General features: G+C 72.5%; 9 protein-coding genes and 4 pseudogenes. 9 read left to right on the top strand and 4 right to left on the bottom strand.

From position 1 onward, the window contains the following. Positions 1-41 precede the first annotated feature (41 nt). The 3 genes and pseudogenes from IEY91_RS09390 to IEY91_RS09400 all read left to right on the top strand — a co-directional run. A pseudogene (locus tag IEY91_RS09390) lies at positions 42-1,457 on the top strand (alpha-amylase); the annotation flags it as partial. Positions 1,458-1,700: 243 nt separating this feature from the next. Next, positions 1,701-4,289, top strand: a pseudogene (gene pulA, locus IEY91_RS09395) (pullulanase-type alpha-1,6-glucosidase); the annotation flags it as partial. A 169-nt stretch (positions 4,290-4,458) separates the two neighbouring features. Continuing rightward, positions 4,459-5,649 (top strand): serine hydrolase domain-containing protein, encoded by a 1,191-nt coding sequence (locus IEY91_RS09400; RefSeq protein WP_189173600.1) that lies wholly within the window; start codon positions 4,459-4,461, stop codon positions 5,647-5,649. A gap of 73 nt (positions 5,650-5,722) precedes the next feature. Here IEY91_RS09400 and IEY91_RS42820 read toward each other — a convergent pair. Further along, positions 5,723-5,830 (bottom strand): annotated as a pseudogene (locus tag IEY91_RS42820) (hypothetical protein); the annotation flags it as partial. Between the two features lie 41 nt (positions 5,831-5,871). Between IEY91_RS42820 and IEY91_RS09410 the strand changes: the two are divergent. The 4 genes and pseudogenes from IEY91_RS09410 to IEY91_RS09425 all read left to right on the top strand — a co-directional run bounded on the left by IEY91_RS09410 (position 5,872) and on the right by IEY91_RS09425 (position 9,936). Next, complete coding sequence (locus IEY91_RS09410; RefSeq protein WP_189173601.1) at positions 5,872-7,038, top strand: glycoside hydrolase family 6 protein; 1,167 nt, start codon at positions 5,872-5,874, stop codon at positions 7,036-7,038. A 945-nt stretch (positions 7,039-7,983) separates the two neighbouring features. Further along, positions 7,984-8,340, top strand: a pseudogene (locus tag IEY91_RS09415) (TIM-barrel domain-containing protein); the annotation flags it as partial. Positions 8,341-8,357: 17 nt separating this feature from the next. Then, positions 8,358-8,918, top strand: coding sequence for a SigE family RNA polymerase sigma factor (locus IEY91_RS09420; RefSeq protein ID WP_189173851.1), 561 nt, complete (start codon positions 8,358-8,360; stop codon positions 8,916-8,918). A gap of 88 nt (positions 8,919-9,006) precedes the next feature. Then, positions 9,007-9,936: a hypothetical protein gene (locus tag IEY91_RS09425; protein ID WP_229696820.1), complete on the top strand. Its 930-nt coding sequence runs from the start codon at positions 9,007-9,009 to the stop codon at positions 9,934-9,936. Positions 9,937-9,947: 11 nt separating this feature from the next. Here IEY91_RS09425 and IEY91_RS09430 read toward each other — a convergent pair whose 3' ends face one another. The 3 genes from IEY91_RS09430 to IEY91_RS09440 all read right to left on the bottom strand — a co-directional run bounded on the left by IEY91_RS09430 (position 9,948) and on the right by IEY91_RS09440 (position 14,424). Next, positions 9,948-11,414, bottom strand: coding sequence for a flavin-containing monooxygenase (locus IEY91_RS09430; RefSeq protein ID WP_164326739.1), 1,467 nt, complete (start codon positions 11,412-11,414; stop codon positions 9,948-9,950). Between the two features lie 155 nt (positions 11,415-11,569). Next, complete coding sequence (locus tag IEY91_RS09435; protein ID WP_189173602.1) at positions 11,570-12,895, bottom strand: FNR domain-containing protein; 1,326 nt, start codon at positions 12,893-12,895, stop codon at positions 11,570-11,572. Next, on the bottom strand, positions 12,892-14,424 hold the full coding sequence (locus IEY91_RS09440; protein ID WP_189173603.1) for an amino acid adenylation domain-containing protein: 1,533 nt from the start codon (positions 14,422-14,424) through the stop codon (positions 12,892-12,894). Before IEY91_RS09440 ends, IEY91_RS09435 begins: the two co-directional genes overlap by 4 nt. A 340-nt stretch (positions 14,425-14,764) precedes the next feature. Here IEY91_RS09440 and IEY91_RS09445 point away from each other — a divergent pair, with 340 nt between their 5' ends. Both IEY91_RS09445 and IEY91_RS41680 read left to right on the top strand, forming a co-directional pair. Next, positions 14,765-16,138 carry an MBL fold metallo-hydrolase gene (locus IEY91_RS09445; protein ID WP_189173604.1) on the top strand — a complete coding sequence of 458 codons (1,374 nt, stop codon included), beginning with the start codon at positions 14,765-14,767 and terminating at the stop codon, positions 16,136-16,138. 21 nt (positions 16,139-16,159) lie between these two features. Continuing rightward, positions 16,160-16,529: TSUP family transporter (locus IEY91_RS41680; RefSeq protein ID WP_229696821.1), on the top strand; the 370-nt coding region annotated here is incomplete at its 3' end.

The raw sequence follows: 16,529 nt of genomic DNA on the forward strand, positions 1-16,529 counted from the left end.
GCCGGCGAAGGCCCCCCACTTCACCCGCGCAGGAGGCCCCCGTGACCCGTCGTACGCGCACGAAGCCCTCGGTCGGCCGCAGATCGCAGGCCGCGACGCTCGCTCTTCTCGCCGGAGTCGGCGGCAGCCTGGTCGGCGGCGCGCCGCAGGCCGCCGCCGCCCCGCCCGGCGCCAAGGACGTCACCGCCGTGCTCTTCGAGTGGAAGTTCAGCTCGGTGGCCAAGGCGTGCACGGACCGGCTCGGCCCCGACGGCTACGGCTACGTCCAGGTGTCGCCCCCGCAGGAGCACATCCAGGGCGGCCAGTGGTGGACCTCGTACCAGCCCGTCAGCTACAAGATCGGCGGCCGGCTCGGCGACCGGGCGGCCTTCAAGAACATGGTCGACACCTGCCACGCCGCTGGCGTGAAGGTCGTCGTCGACACGGTCATCAACCACATGGCGGCCGGCAACGGCACCGGAACCGGCGGCACTTCGTACACGAAGTACGACTACCCCGGCATCTACTCGCGGCCCGACTTCGACAACTGCACCTCGCAGATCACCAACTACCAGGACCGCTTCAACGTCCAGGAGTGCGAGCTGGTCGGCCTCGCGGACCTCGACACCGGCGAGGACCACGTACGCGGCCGCATCGCCGCGTACATGAACGACCTGCTCTCCCTCGGCGTCGACGGCTTCCGCGTGGACGCCGCCAAGCACATGGCCGCGGCCGACCTCAAGAACATCAAGTCACGCCTGAGCGACCCGAACGCCTACTGGAAGCAGGAGGCCATCTTCGGCGCGGGCGAGGCCGTCTCGCCGGACGAGTACCTCGGCAGTGGCGACGTCCAGGAGTTCCGGTACGCCCGCGACCTCAAGCGCGTGTTCACCGGTGAGAAGCTCTCGTACCTGAAGAACTACGGCGAGGGCTGGGGCTACATGCCCTCCGGCAAGTCCGCCGTGTTCGTCGCCAACCACGACACCGAGCGCGGCGGCGACACCCTCACCTACAAGGACGGCTCCAGCCACACCCTGGCGCACGTCTTCATGCTGGCCTGGCCCTACGGCGCGCCCGACGTGCACTCCGGCTACGAGTTCACCGACCGGGACGCCGGGCCTCCCAACGGCGGCCAGGTGAACGCCTGTTACAGCGACGGCTGGAAGTGCCAGGACTCCTGGCCGGAGGTCAGGAGCATGGTGAAGCTGCGCAACACCGCGCGCGGTACGGGCGTGACGGACTGGTGGGACAACGGCAACGATGCCATTGCCTTCGGCCGTGGTGACAAGGCGTACGTCGTCATCAATCACGAGGGCTCGGCCCTCGACCGTACGTTCCAGACCTCGCTGCCCGCCGGTGGCTACTGCGACGTGCAGAGCGGGCGGAACGTCACCGTTGACGGTGACGGCCGCTTTACGGCTTCCGTCGCGCCCGGTACCGCCCTGGCGCTGCACACCGGAGCTCGGCGCGCCGCTGGTTGTGCCGGATGAGGTCGTCTTGCGCCTGACGGTCCGTCGTGGCTGGTCGCGCAGTTCCCCGCGCCCCTTTGGGGCGCCACCGCACCGTAGTCGCTCAGGTCCTGCTGACCACCTCGAAGGAGAACGCACCCCGTGACCGGCTCCGTACGCCGAACCGCCGCCGCAGTGGCCTTGGCCCTGCTCGCCGCCGCCGTGCCCCTGACGGGCGCGGCGGCGGCGCCCGGCCCGACCACCCCTGCCGCCGCCCCCGACCTCGCCAAGGCCGAGGCGCGGTGGATCGATCGCGACACCGTCGCCTGGAACGCGGGCGGTGAACGCGCCTCCGGCGGCACGGAGTTGGTGTACGCGCGGCGCGGTGGGATCGCCGTCGAGGGCGGTGACCTCACCGGCGCGGCGCACCGGATCCGCCTCGCCCCCGTCCCCGGCGGCCTCACCGACGCCCAGCGGGCGAAGTTTCCGCACCTGAAGACCTACGCGGCCTTCCGCGTCGATCCGCGTGACCGCGAGCGGATCCGCACGGCCCTCACCGGCCAGCTCGTCGCGGCCCACCGGGCGTCGGACGGCACCCTGAAGGCCGCCACCGGCGTGCAGACACAGGGCGTGCTCGACGACCTGTACGCGCCCGCCGCCACGAAGACCGCGCTGGGCCCCGGCTTCACGCGCGGTAAGCCTTCGCTCGCCGTGTGGGCGCCCACCGCCCAGGACGTCCGCCTCGACATCGGCGGCCGGAGTGTGCCGATGCGGCGCGACGCGGCCTCGGGTGTCTGGTCGGCCGCGGGGCCGAAGAGCTGGCAGGGCAAGCCGTACCGGTACGTCGTCAAGGTGTGGGCGCCGAGCGTGCGGAAGGTCGTCACGAACAAGGTCACCGACCCCTACGCGACCGCCCTCACCACCGACTCCGCCCGCAGCCTCCTCGTCGACCTCGACGACCCGAAGCTCGCGCCCAAGGGCTGGCGCACCCTGCGCAAGCCGCCCGCGACTCCGCTGCGCGACGCGCAGATCCAGGAGCTGCACATCCGGGACTTCTCGATCGGCGACCGCACCGCCGCGCACAAGGGCCAGTACCTGGCGTTCACGGACCGCACGTCCGACGGCATGCGACACCTGCGCAAGCTCGCCAGGGCCGGTACGTCGTACGTCCACCTGCTGCCCGCGTTCGACATCGGCACCATCCCCGAACGCAGGTCACAACAGTCCACCCCGGACTGCGACTTGGCGTCCCTCGCGCCGGACTCCGAGGAACAGCAGGCGTGCGTCGGCAAGGCGGCCGGCAAGGACGCGTACAACTGGGGCTACGACCCGTTGCACTACACCGTCCCGGAGGGCTCGTACGCGAGCGACCCCGAAGGCACCCGGCGCACCGTCGAGTTCCGCCAGATGGTGCAGGGGCTCAACGGCGCCGGGCTGCGCACGGTCATGGACGTCGTCTACAACCACACCGTCGCGAGCGGCCAGGCCGACAAGTCCGTCCTCGACAGGATCGTGCCCGGCTACTACCAGCGGCTGCTCGCCGACGGCTCCGTCGCCACCTCCACCTGCTGTGCCAACACCGCGCCCGAGAACGCCTTGATGGGCAGGCTCGTCGTCGACTCCGTCGTCACCTGGGCCAAGCAGTACAAGGTCGACGGCTTCCGCTTCGACCTCATGGGCCACCACCCGAAGGCCAACATCCTCGCCGTCCGCAAGGCCCTCGACGCGCTGACGCTCCGCAAGGACGGCGTCGACGGCAAGAAGATCGTGCTCTACGGAGAGGGCTGGAACTTCGGGGAGATCGCCGACGACGCCCGCTTCGAGCAGGCCACGCAGCGGAACATGGCGGGCACGGGCATCGCCACCTTCTCCGACCGGGCCCGCGACGCCGTGCGCGGCGGCGGCCCCTTCGACGAGGACCCCGGCGTCCAGGGCTTCGCCAGCGGCCTCTCCACCGACCCCAACACCTCCAAGGCGAACGGCACCCCCGCCGAACAGAAGGCCCGGCTCCTGCACTACCAGGACCTGATCAAGGTCGGCCTCACCGGCAACCTGGCCGGGTACGCCTTCACCGACTCCGCGGGCCGGAAGGTCACGGGCGCGGACGTCGACTACAACGGCGCCCCCGCGGGCTACGCCGACGCGCCCGGTGACGCCCTCGCGTACACCGACGCCCACGACAACGAGTCGCTGTACGACGCGCTCGCCTTCAAGCTGCCCCAGGGCACGCCTGCCGCCGACCGGGCCCGGATGCAGGTCCTCGCGTCGGCGACGGCCACGCTCTCGCAGGGCCCCGCGCTGTACCAGGCGGGCAGCGACCTGCTGCGCTCCAAGTCCCTCGACCGCAACTCCTACGACAGCGGGGACTGGTTCAACGCGATCCACTGGGACTGCCGCGACGGCAACGGCTTCGGGCGTGGGCTGCCGCCCGCCGCCGACAACCAGCCCAAGTGGCATTACGGCAAGCCCTTGTTGACCGCCCCGGCGCTGTCGCCCGGCTGTGCGGACATCGGGGACGCGTCGTCCGCGTACCGGGACCTGCTGAGGCTCCGCGCCACCGAACCGGCGTTCTCGCTGGCGACGACCGGGCAGGTGCAGAAGGGGCTGTCCTTCCCGCTGTCCGGCACTCCGGGGGAGACCCCGGGCGTGATCACGATGCGCCTCGGTGACCTGGTGGTCGTCTTCAACGCGACCCCGCAGGAGCGCACGCAGCGTGTCGCGGCACTCGAAGGCGCGGCGTACGCGCTGCACCCCGTGCAGGCGCGGGGCGCCGACGAGGTGGTCAAGTCGGCCTCGTACGCGAGGAGTTCCGGAACGTTCCAGGTGCCCGCGCGCACGGTCGCCGTCTTCCGGCGCGGCTGACCGGGCAGCCGCTGGGTGGTGCGGGAAGGGGGCTGACCCGACCCTCGATACGGATGAGCGCCCCATCGTGCCGTCCCGCCCCCGGCGGCCATCGTGAAGGGCACAGGGCGGCGAGGCGCGAGGCGTATCGCCGCAGTCGTGACTTTGACGATCGAGGGACGTACACGTGATGAAGCACAAGCGTGCGCTGGGCGGGGCACTCACAGTCGCCGTGGCGGTCACTCTCGCGGGAGCCGCGCTTCCGGGAAGTGCCGCCGCGACCACCGAAACCCGTGCCGCCGAGTCCGCAGGCACCGCCGACCACGCCCGGCTGAAGGCACTCCTGCACCGGTTGACCACCGTCGACGGCGTGCCCGGAGCCCTCGCCGAGGTGCGGGACCGGCGCGGCAGCACGGTCCTGACCAGTGGCCTCGCGAACGTGAAGAGCCAGGCGCCGGTGCACCCCGACAGCAGATTCCGGATCGGCAGCTTGACCAAGATGTTCACGGCAACGGCCGTGCTGCAGCTGGTGGGAGAGCATCGCGTCGGCCTCGACGCCCCGGTGGAGCGCTATCTGCCCGGCGTCGTCCGCGGGCACGGCAACGACGGGCGCGTGATCACCGTCCGCCAGTTGCTTCAGCACACCAGTGGCCTGCCCGACTTCCTCGACCACCTGAAGCCGCAGGACATCCTCAAGGACCCGCTGGTCCACCGCGACCCCCGCGACCTCGTGAACCTGGCGCTCGAACACCCCCGGGTCTTCGAGCCGGGCACCGACTGGGACTACTCCAACACGGGCTACCTGCTGGCCGGCATGATCATCGAGAAGGTGACCGGCCATTCGTACGCCGAGGAGATCCGCGAGCGCATCATCGAACCGCTGCGTCTGCGCGAGACGTACGTGCCGCGCTCCTCGGCGATCCCCGGTCCGCACCCGCGCGGATACGCCCGGCCCGGCAAGGACGCGCCGCTCCTGGACGTCACGAGGATCGACCCCTCCGTCGGCGGCACGGCCGGCGGGGTGATCTCCAGCGGCACCGACATCAACCGGTTCCTGGGCGCCCTCCTCCGCGGCGACCTGCTGCGCCCGGCCGAGCTCCGGCACATGATGAAGACCCGGCCCACCGGCAACGAGGACGGCCGCGCGTACGGCCTCGGCCTGGAGAGCAGGCCGCTGCCCGGCGGTGGCCTCTACTGGGGACACACAGGTGACTTCCTGGGCTTCGAGACGATGGCCGGTGCCACGGCCGACGGCAGGCAGGCGACGGTCATGGTGAACCTCGGCCCGGGGGGTTCGGACGCACAGAGCGACGACATCAAGGCGGCCGTCGAGACGGCGCTCTCCGAGAGCCGCCCCTCGGCCCGGCTGCGGACGTGGTGAAGTTCGGCGACGTGTGCGGTTCGTGCGGGAGCCCTGGCCCGTGTCGTGCCGGACTCCCGCTGCCGCCTCAGGCTCAGCGCCCAATCGGCCGTGCCCGTGGCCGACTTGGGGTGAGGTGTTGCGCGATGCCGGGGTCCAGCCGGGCGGGGTACTGCGACGGCTGGTCCCATTCCGGTGCGTACGTCGCGGGCTTCGACGCGTTGTGGAAACTGTTCGTCGGCTGTGATCGGGTGCTTCCACGATCAGGGTTTCGACGGGCTCGCCCTGTCCACCGTCATCGCCGTCAGCGGCGGCACGGCTGTGGCCTTCGCGGGCGACAGCGGCGCGAAGGCCGCCGACCGTGTCGACAACCCTTACGCGGGCGCCAAGGTCTATGTGAACCCCGATTGGTCCAGGAGGGCCGCCGCCGAAGGCGAACTCGGCCCCACCGAGATCGACAGGTACAAGACGGGCTACATCGACCCGATCGCGAAGATCCTCGCCGACTCCAAGTACGCGAACCTGCGCATCGTCACCGCCGTCGAGATCGACTCGCTGCCCAACCTCGTCACCAACACCGGCGGCCGCCCCACGGCGACCCCCGAGTGCGACGTGATGAAGGCCAACGGCAACTACATCAAGGGCGTCGGCTACGCCCTGAAGCAGTTGGGTGCCGTTCCCAACGTCTACAACTACGTCGACGCGGGTCACCACGGCTGGATCGGCTGGGACGACAACTTCGCCCCGTCCGCGCAGGTGATGCACCAGGCCGCGACCGCCGAGGGCGGCACCGTCGACAACGTGCACGGCTTCATCGCCAACACCGCCAACTACAGCGCCCTGAAGGAGGACCACTTCACGATCGGCGACACGGTCGGCGGCCGCTCCGTGCGCGAGTCGAAGTGGGTCGACTGGAACCGCTACACCGACGAGCTGTCCTTCGCGCAGGCCTTCCGCGACCAGCTCGTGTCCACCGGCTTCAAGTCCGACATCGGCATGCTCATCGACACCTCCCGCAACGGCTGGGGCGGCACCGCCCGGCCGACGGCACCCGGCCCCACCACCGACGTGAACACCTACGTGAACGGCGGCCGCATCGACCGCCGCATCCACGTCGGCAACTGGTGCAACCAGTCCGGCGCGGGCCTCGGCGAGCGCCCCAAGGCCGCGCCGGCCGCCGGTATCGACGCCTACGTGTGGATGAAGCCGCCGGGCGAGTCCGACGGCGCCAGCAAGGAGATCCCGAACAACGAGGGCAAGGGCTTCGACCGCATGTGCGACCCGACGTACACGGGTAACCCGCGCAACGGCCACAACATGTCGGGCGCGCTGCCGAACGCCCCGCTGTCCGGTCACTGGTTCTCCGCCCAGTTCCAGGAGCTCCTGAAGAACGCTCACCCGAAGCTGTAGGGCCGGCGATCGGATCTCGAAGCGCTTCGATGTTGTTGTGGTTTCATGCCGAGGATGTGGGGCGCAACAAGGTTCCTTTCCGAATTCCCCGGTGGGTGGCGTGAGTTGAATGACCGGCCGCTACTCCTGGTGTGTTCGGGAGGCCGGATTCCCTGCTGCTTGACATGGGGACGCCGTGCGGTGAGCATCGAAGCGTTTCGAAAAAGAGCGGCCTCCGGAGTACCCCACCGCATGTACCGCCCTCGCGCACCGCATGCTTCCGCCCCGCCGAAGGAACCCCCACATGACCGAGCGTCAGCCGCCGTTCCCTCACCGGATTCCTGCGGCGCGCCCTGGTCCAGGACCCGGTGGGCGAGGCCGGCATCGACCGCGGGGCACGCCGTCACCTGTCCGTCCGCTTCCGGCTCGGCGAGTTCGACCCGGAGCCCGGCCCGTACGACGACCTGGCGGGTGCCTCCAGCGAGGACATCCGCCTCACCGGCGCCGTCGAGATCGACGGCGCCGCTCCTGCCGCGAGGCCCGTTCAGGGTGCGGGCCTCGCGGCGCACACCTACGACGAGCAGCGCGGCACCGAGGGCGGACTGCTGTTCCGCGACTGTGACTGTCCTCGGCGGCAGCGTCCACCTCACGGCGGGCCACACGACCGCGCCCCTCACCTTTCACCTTTCCGCCCGGCGCCGACGCGTACGGCTCCACCACGCGCACCGCCTCCTTCCCCGTCACCGGAGTCCGCGACCTGCGCGTCCCGCTGCGCGGGCCCGCCCGCCTTTCCCGGCTCACCTTCGACGAGGCCGACGGACCGCCGTCCATCCCCACACGGAGGACCCCCACGCGATGAAGTTCACCGACGGCTGCTGGCTGATGCGCGGCGGCGTGCGGGCCGCGTACGCCACCGAGGTGCGCGACCTGCGCGCGGACGACGACCGCTGCACCGCCTGCGCGGCCGTCCAGCGCGTGCGCGGCAGGGGCGACACCCCCAACACGGTCTTCGCCCGCTCGGCCACCGCGGGCGGGCAGCGCTTCCCCGTGCACCGGAGCCACGGCATCGGCGGCTTCGAGGGCACGCCGAGCCCGGCGGTCTTCAAGCGCCGGCTCGCCGTCGGCCCGCTGCCCTCGCACAGCCGCCCGCACGGCAAAGTGCCGTACCGATTACCGTGGGCGTTCGGCGCCGAAGCGGCCGCCGTGGCCCGGAAGTTCAAGTGGCTCAAGCACCGCCTGATGCCCTGTCCGTACGCCGCGGCCGCTCTCCCCGAAGGCATCTGGACGCACCTGCTGCCCGGTGTGGCCGTGCGTGGGACGGCGGGGGAGGTGGGGTGACGGTGCCCCCGCGAGCCGCCGCCGGTGACCCGGCCACCGAGTTCCACGCCTTCTTCGAGCGGCACTTCGCCGAGCTGTCCCGCCTCGCCCACCTGCTGACCGGCGAGTACGACGGCGCCGACGACCTGGCGGCCGACGCGTTGCTCGCGCTCTGGCACCGCTGGGACCGCGTGCGCGCCGCCGACCACCCCGCCGCGTACGCGCGCGGAGTGGTCGCCAACTTGGCGCGCAGCCACATCCGCAGCTCGGTCCGTGAGCGCCGCCGCGTCACGCTGTTCTGGTCGACGCGCGGCGAAGAGACGCAGGACCCGGACGTGCCCGCCGTGATCGACGTCCAGGAGGCCCTGCGCAGGCTGCCGTTCCGCAAGCGCGCCTGCGTCGTGCTGCGGCACGCCTTCGATCTGTCCGAGAAGGACACGGCGAACGCCCTCGGGATATCGGTGGGTACGGTGAAGAGCCAGACCTCCAAGGGCATGGCCGAGCTACAGCGGCAGCTGGGGTCGCACGCCATGTCGGAACGGATGCACGTCGCCGCCGTTCAGGCCCGTGGGGGGACCGCGTGACGGGGACGGGGATGCGACGTGGCGGAGCGGCTGTCGCCTGTGGGTACCCGATGGCAGATGGCCGGATGACGGCGTGATGGATGACGGCGTGACGGACGGTGAGACCTTGGGCCGCGAGACCATGGACCGCGAGGCGCGGGACGCGGCCCTGAGCAGGCGGCTGCGCAGCGCGGCGCATGGCCACCGGCCCGACCGCGAACGGATGCTGGCGCGTGTCGAACGCGGCATGGCCGGGGGCCGTGACGGCGCCCGCGCCCCGCGGACGCCGCGGGCGCGCCGTGGCCGCGAGGAGGGCGCGTCCTGGCTGCGCGTGGCCGGGACGACCGTCGCCGTGGCCGGGGTCTTCGCCGCCGGCGGCTACGGCGTGGCCACCGCGGTGCGCGGCGACGACGTGGACGCGCGGACCGTCGCGACGACGCCCTCCACACCGCCCGCCGCGAGCGTGCCCGCGCCGCCGCCCGCCGAGTCCGACCGCACCAAGCGTCCGCCCCGGCGCCCCGCAAGCGGCTCCCCGCCCGCGTCCGGGACCCAGCCGGCCAAGCCGGCCGAGCCGACCAAGCCGACCAGGCCCCCCGCGGCCCAGCGGCCCCCCGCGTCCTCGAAGCCGCCGCGCGCCACGCCCGGCGCCGGCCTCGTCCGCACGGACGGCAGGATCGGCCCGGGCTCCAACCCGTACTGGTCGCAGAGCGACATCACGGTCGGGGTGCGAAAGCCGCTCACCGCCCTCACCGTCGAGTTGCGCGTCGCCCGCTCGGGCGAGGTCGCCGACACCGGCAACTGGCACTCGCTGCCCGTCGAGGACTTCGACGTCTCCGTGCGCGAGCGGGACGGCTACCTCCGCTACCGCTGGACGCTGCGCGCGGGGCGGACCGTACCGGCCGGGCAGTACGTGTTCGCCGGGCAGTACAACCACCAGGCGGGGGAGCGCGACGAGCGGGACGACTCCTACGCCGTCGAAGCGGGCACGTCGGGTGAACAGGGCGAGTGGAAGGGCGACGTCGGGCCCGCCTCGAAGTGAGCGAACATCGGCTACGACTGACGCGGACGCCTCGGGCTCGTGGAGCGCAGCGCGGCGGGGTGGCGGGTGAGCTTCCGGTAACGGGCCGCGCGGTGCGGCCAGTTGTTGGTGATCTTTCCGGTGCCGGTCTTGTACCAGCTGGTGCAGCCCGCCTGCCACACCGTGCCGCCCAGGGCCGCCTCGACGTGGCGACGGTAGGCCTCGAAGGCGCCCGGCGACACCTCCGACTCGCTGCGGCCGTCGCGCTCCATGGCCGAGAGGCAGGACAGGACGTGGCGGACCTGGGCCTCGATCATGAGAACGACGGAGTTGTTGCCGAGGTTGGTGTTCGGCCCGTAGAGGAGGAAGAGATTGGGGAAGCCGGGCACGGTCATGCCGAGGAAGGCGGCCGCGCCGTCAGCCCAGGCCTCCTCGCGCAGCAGCCGCCCGCCGCGGCCCGTGACGGCGATGGGGGCGAGGAATTCGGTCGCGGTGAATCCGGTGCCGTGGATCAGGGTGTCGAGCGCGTGCTCGGTCCCGTCGGCGGTCAGCACGCCGCGCGAGGTGAACCGGGTGATCCTCTCGGTGATCACCTCGACGTTGTCCCGGGCGAGTGCCGGAAGGTAGTCGTCGGAGATGAGGACGCGCTTGCAGCCAAGCGGGAAGTCGGGGGTGAGCTTGGCCCGTAGCCCCGGATCGGCCACCTGGGTGCGCAGTTGGCGGCGGCACAGGTACTCGACGGCCTTGCCGAGGCGCCCGCCCCGGATGGCCGAGTACAGGACGGTGTCCGCGAACGCGAACCAGCCGCCGCGGAAGGCAAGTCGGCCCGTCGCGGTGGTGAACAGGGCCTGGTGGACGGGCCCGTAGCGGTAGTCCCACTTGGGCATGACCCAGTTCGCCGAGCGCTGGAACACCCGCAGTGTCCGCACGTGGGGCGCGATGCGCGGGATGAACTGCACCGCACTCGGGCCGGTCCCGATCACCCCGACGGTCTCCCCGGTCAGATCGTGGCCGTGGTTCCAGCGGGCCGAGTGGAACGCGGTGCCGGTGAAGTCGGCGAGTCCCGGGTGGTCGGGGTACTTGGGCCGGTTCAGCTGGCCGACGGCGGTCACCAGGACCCGGGCGTGACGCACCTGCCCGTCGGCGGTGCGCAGCTCCCACCGGTGTGCCGTCTCGTCGTACGTGGCGGCGGTGATCTCGGTGCCGAAGCGGATCCGCGGGCGGATCCCATGGTCGTCGGCACACTCGTGCAGGTAGCGCAGCAGCTCCGGCTGCAGGGGAAAGGCGCGGCTCCAGTCCTCGCGGGGGGCGAAGGAGTACGAGTACAGGTGCGAGGGCACGTCGCAGCCCGCGCCGGGGTAGGTGTTGTCCCGCCACACCCCGCCGAGGTCGTCGGCCTTCTCGTACACGGTGAACGAGGTGACGCCCGCCCGGGCCAGGCGGATGGCCATGCACAGGCCCGCGAACCCCGCGCCGATGATGGCGACGCGCTCTGTCATCGCACTCCTTCCCGGACTCCGCACGGGTCAGGTCCCACACGGTAGGGGAATTGTGCAGGACGACCATGCTGCGTACGGGAGGCGGCGGCCGGTCGCCCATGATGTCGGCCACCTCGCGTTCGGTCCGGGCCGGCGAGGCGGTGTGCCGCCAGGGGTCAGGAGTCCCAGATCGCTCCGTACGCGGGGATGTCGCGCTGTTCGAGGCCGTGCACGACCTGCCAGGTGAGCCTCTTGTTGGAGATGCAGATGACTGCCTCGGCGCCGGACTCCGCGTACGCGGCGTACGCGAGCCGCACCATGTCGGGCTTCCCGTGCCGCCCCGTGTCCCAGACGACCGCGTCCGGCTGCACGGCGAGGATCTCCTCGACCAGGCCGTCCCCGTACGTCCTGCGCGGATCCCGGGTCGCCCACACCAGGCGCGAGGGCACCTCGGCGGCGAGCAGGTGCGGCAGGCACGGGCCGATGCCGCTGCCCGTGGCGACGTAGACGACCCTGCGGAACAGCGTCTCGACATTGGCGACGCCCGCCGTGGTGATGCCCTTGACCCACACCCGCGAGGGCGCGTCGTCGATGAAGGAGCCCGTCCAGTCGCCCGCACGGGAGATGGTGAGGCGGAAGCCGGACTGCCCCGGCGCGGGCACGTTGGCGAAGGAGTGCCACTCCTTGAGGGGGTTCCTGCTGATGGCCGTCGACGACCCGGCGAAGGGCGTCACGCCGTGGTCGAAGCGGGCGAGGGCGACGTGGGACGACGGGCGTTCGATCCGTACGTCGACCTTGCGCAGCCGCAGCCACGGCAGGGCCACGCTGAAGGTGACGAGTGCCAGGACCCAGAGGCCCACGTCGCCGGGCCCGCGCGCGAGCAGCACCGTGTGCGTCCAGAAAAGGGCCAGCGCCGCCCAGCCGCCGAAGCGGTGGATCCGCTCGAAGCGGTCGTGGAAGCGGGAGCGGAAGGCGGGAAGCGCGGTCGCCACGATGACGGCGAGGAGGGTGATCAGCGTGTACGAGACGGTGAGCACCGCGCCCGATCCGTCACCCGCCGTCAGCGCCACCGTCAGGGCGAGGAACCAGGCGCTGCCCGCAAGCGCCCCGCCCACGTGCAGCCCGCCGAAGTGGTACACCTTCGCGAGCGTCCAGCGCACCCTCAGCGGCCAGGTCACCGGGGCCGCCGTGGCCACCCGGAAGAAGAAGTTGACGACGTACTGCTGGCGGACGACGACGGCGAGCGCGAGGTTCGCCAGCGCGGCATGACCGAGCGTCCGCTCCTCCGGCACGCCCCCGGCCACCCCGAGGAAGGCGAGGTTGGCGGCGGCGACCAGCACCGCCAGGCGGTGGTAGTGCATCAGGCGCGGGTGCTTCAGGGCGCGCCGGGGCCAGGAGGTGAGCGGCGGCAGCACCACGCCGTCGCCGAACCGGGCCTCGGACGGGGCCGGGTGGCGCGGGGAAGGGGAAGGCGACGAGGGAGCCGCCGGTGTCGTGGTCACCGGGCCACCCCCGCCGCGAGTCGCAGCAGGGCACCCTTGTCGATCTTCCCCCGGTCGGTCTCCGGCAGGACCGCGAGGGGGAACACGGCGGCGGGCACGCAGTAGTAGGGCAGCGCCGCGGCGACCGCGCCGCGCGCCGCCTCCGGGTCCACGTCCCGCGGGCAGACGAAGGAGACGAGGCTGCGCGCGTCCCGCCGCACGGTGACCGCGCGCCGGCAGCCGGGTAGGGCCTCCAGGACGGCGGAGACCGCGTCCGGCTCGACCCTGAAGCCGCGGATCTTCACCTGGTCGTCGGTCCTGCCGAGGTGTTCGAGCTCGCCGTCGGCCGTCCAGCGGCCGAGGTCGCGGGTGCGGAACATGCGGTGGCCGCCGCCGAGGAACGGATCGGGCGCGTACCGCTCGCGGGTCAGGACGGGGTCGCCGAGATACCCGGCGGACACGCAGTCGCCGCCCGCCCACATCTCTCCGGTCCGCCCGATGGGGAGCGGCCTGCGGTGCTCGTCCAGGACGTAGACGGTGTTGTTGGGGGTGGGGCGGCCGATCGTGAGCAGCGGCGCGGCCGGGGAGTGCCGCCGCATCGTGTTCACGATCGTGGTCTCCGTCGGGCCGCAGCAGTTGTAGAACGCGCGGGTGGCGGCCCACAGGTCGGCGAGCGGCCGGGGGCAGGGCTCCCCGGCGACGGCGACGGTCCGTGTGTGGGGGCAGGTGGCGGGATCGACGGCCGAGAGGACGGTCGGGGTGGCGATCAGGACGTCGGCGCGGCGCGCGGTCTCGGCGATGTCCTTGCCGCGGATGAGGAGTGTCCCGCCGCGCGTCAGCGCGCCGAGGATCTCCCAGGCGGCCATGTCGAAGGCGATGTTGAGGAGTTGGGCGACGCGCAGCCCGGGACCGATGCCGAGACCGCCCGGTTCGGTGAGGAGGATGTTGCAGACGTTGCGGTGGGTGACGGTGACGCCGTTGGGGGCGCCGGTGGTGCCGGAGGTGAACAGGACGTAGCAGCCGTCGTCGGGGCGGACGGCACGGGCGAGCCGCTCGGGCGGGGACGGGGGCGGGGCGGCGGTGCCGTTTTCCTGGTCGATGGCGATGCGTACGGTGCCCGCGGCGCGCGGTACCCGGTCGGCGTGCCGGGCCTGGGTGAGCACCACCCGGATTCCCGCGGCGCGCAGCACGTGCCGCAGCTGGGCGGTGGGAGTGAGCCCGATGTCCTGGGGGACGTAGGCGGCACCGGCCTTCAGGGCGGCCAGGAGCCCGACCAGCATCGGCAGGGACCGGCGTACGAACAGGCCGACGCGGTCGCCGGGCCGCACGCCCACGCGCACCAGCAGGGTGGCGAGCCGTTCGGCGCGGAGGTCCAGCTCGCCGTAGGTGAGCCGCGTGCCCTCGTGCTCGGCGGCGACGGCGTGAGGGGTGGCCGCGGCGCGGTGCTCGAAGGCTTCGTGGACGAGGGTGTGGGGGAGCGGGGCGGCGGGGCCGTGCCCGAACTCCGTGAAGAGTCGGCGATCGCGGGGCGTGAGGTGGCTCAGCAGCATGCGCGGGAGACCTCCTGGCTGTGTCGCATGACGGATCGGGAGTGGATCGGTCGCGATGTCGAACGCCTTGCGGTCCTTCGGACGGACGACTCTAGCCCCTTACCTTCAAGCTTCAACTGGTCCTGTTCGGCCAGGAATTGAGGCGTAATCGGTCACATGTGGCGACTCGCGTCGCGGCGGCAACTCGGGTCCGCCCGGCGGCGACCAGAGGGGGGGAGGCGTGTGCCCGGACCGCTGCTTGAGGGCGAAGGAAAGAACCGCGCCAACCTCCCCCGTGACCGGAGTCGAAAATACCCCCCTGGGTATTTTTCCCGGTACCCGTGTGTGGGAAGGAGCCGCCGTGTTCGTCGTCGACACCCTGGAGTTCCCGGTCCTGGGCAACCACAGTTATCTGGCCTCGGGGCCCCGCACCGCCGTCGCGGTCGACCCACCGCGTGACATCGACCAGGTCGTCGCGGCGGCGGCGCGCCGCGGCGTGCGGATCGCGTACGTCGCCGAGACCCACATCCACAACGACTACGTGAGCGGCGGCCTGGAACTGGCCCGCCTGACCGGCGCGCGCTATCTCGTCCCGGCCGGGGCCGCGGTGTCGTTCCCGCGTACCGCCGTCACCGACGGCGACACGGTCGCCGTCGACGAGGACCTGCGCCTGCGCGCGCTCGCCACGCCCGGCCACACCCCGCACCACACCGCGTACGTCCTTGAGGACGGCGGGCGCGCGGTGGCGGCGTTCACCGGCGGCTCGCTCCTGATCGGCGCGGTGGGGCGGCCCGATCTGGTCGAGCCGCGGCTGACCGGGGAACTGGCCCGCGCCCAGCACGCGTCCGCACACCGGCTCGCGGACGCGCTCGACGACGCGGTGCGGCTGCTCCCCACGCACGGCTTCGGCAGCTTCTGCGCGTCCGGACAGGCCGGGGGAGAGGAGACCACCGTCGGCGCGGAACGCGTGGGCAACGCCGCGCTGACCAAGGACGTGGACGCGTTCGTCGCCGAGCTGCTCGCCGGGCTCGACGACGTGCCCGCGTACTACACGCACATGGGCCCGGCCAACGCGGCGGGCCCCGCCCCCGTCGACCTGACCCCGCCGGAGCCCGCGGACGCCGGGCGGATCGCCGCCCGTCTCGCGGCCGGGGAGTGGGTGGTGGACCTGCGCCACCGCGTGGCCTTCGCCGCCGGACACGTCCCCGGCACCTTCAACTTCGAGGCCGAGGGCAAGCTCGCGACCTATCTGGCGTGGCTCCTTCCCTGGGGCAAGCCGGTCACCCTGCTCGCCGGGACGCCCGCCCAACTGGCCGGTGCCCAAAGGGAGCTGGTCCGGGTCGGCATCGACCGCCCGGCCGCCGCCGCGAGCGGCGACCCGCACGCCTGGGTACGACCGGGTGAGAAGCTCGCGTCCTGCGGGTGTGCCACCTTCGCGGATCTCGCCAGGGCCCGCGCCGAGCGGGACGACGTGGTGGTCCTCGACGTACGCCGTGACTCCGAGCGCCGGAACGGATACGTGGCCGACTCCGCGCACATCCCCGTCCAGGACCTGCGCGGCCGGGTCGGTGAGGTGCCCGACGGCGAGGTGTGGGTGCACTGTGCCAGTGGCACGCGCGCGAGCATCGGTGCCTCGCTCCTCGACGCCGCCGGCCGGGACGTGACCGTCGTCGACGACCACTTCGACGCCGCGGAGCGGGCGGGGCTCACCGTCCGCCGGCCGGGGCCACGCTGACCCGGGCCGCGGGACCCGCACATGGGTGGTGCCCTGGTCCTTGCCCTGACCGCCGGTGCGGTGGTCGGCCTGGCGCTCGGCGCGCTCGGGGGTGGCGGGAGCGTCCTCGCGGTGCCCGCGCTGATCTATCTGCTCGGCTTCAGCCCGGCCGCGGCCACGACCGCGAGCCTGCTGATCGTCACCGTCACCTCGGCGAGCGCACTGTACGCCCACGCCCGCGTGGGCCACGTCCGCTGGCGCGCCGGGGCCCTGTTCGCCGCAGCGGGCATCCCGCCCGCCGCGGCGGCCGGAGCGGTGGCGGGGCGGCTGCCGCAGCCGGTGCTCACCGCCGCGTTCGCCGCCGTCGCCGCGCTCGCCGGGGTGCGGATGCTGCGGCCGGGGCGGACGGGCC

The sequence above is a fragment of the Streptomyces lasiicapitis genome (genome assembly GCF_014646335.1).
GTDB lineage: Bacteria > Actinomycetota > Actinomycetes > Streptomycetales > Streptomycetaceae > Streptomyces > Streptomyces lasiicapitis.

Bases quoted from the DNA above. Each gene is read 5' to 3' on its own strand.
- IEY91_RS09400 (WP_189173600.1), top strand. From the start codon at position 4,459: ATGAAGCACAAGCGTGCGCTGGGCGGGGCACTCACAGTCGCCGTGGCG.
- IEY91_RS09430 (WP_164326739.1), bottom strand. From the start codon at position 11,414: ATGACAGAGCGCGTCGCCATCATCGGCGCGGGGTTCGCGGGCCTGTGC.
- IEY91_RS09440 (WP_189173603.1), bottom strand. From the start codon at position 14,424: ATGCTGCTGAGCCACCTCACGCCCCGCGATCGCCGACTCTTCACGGAG.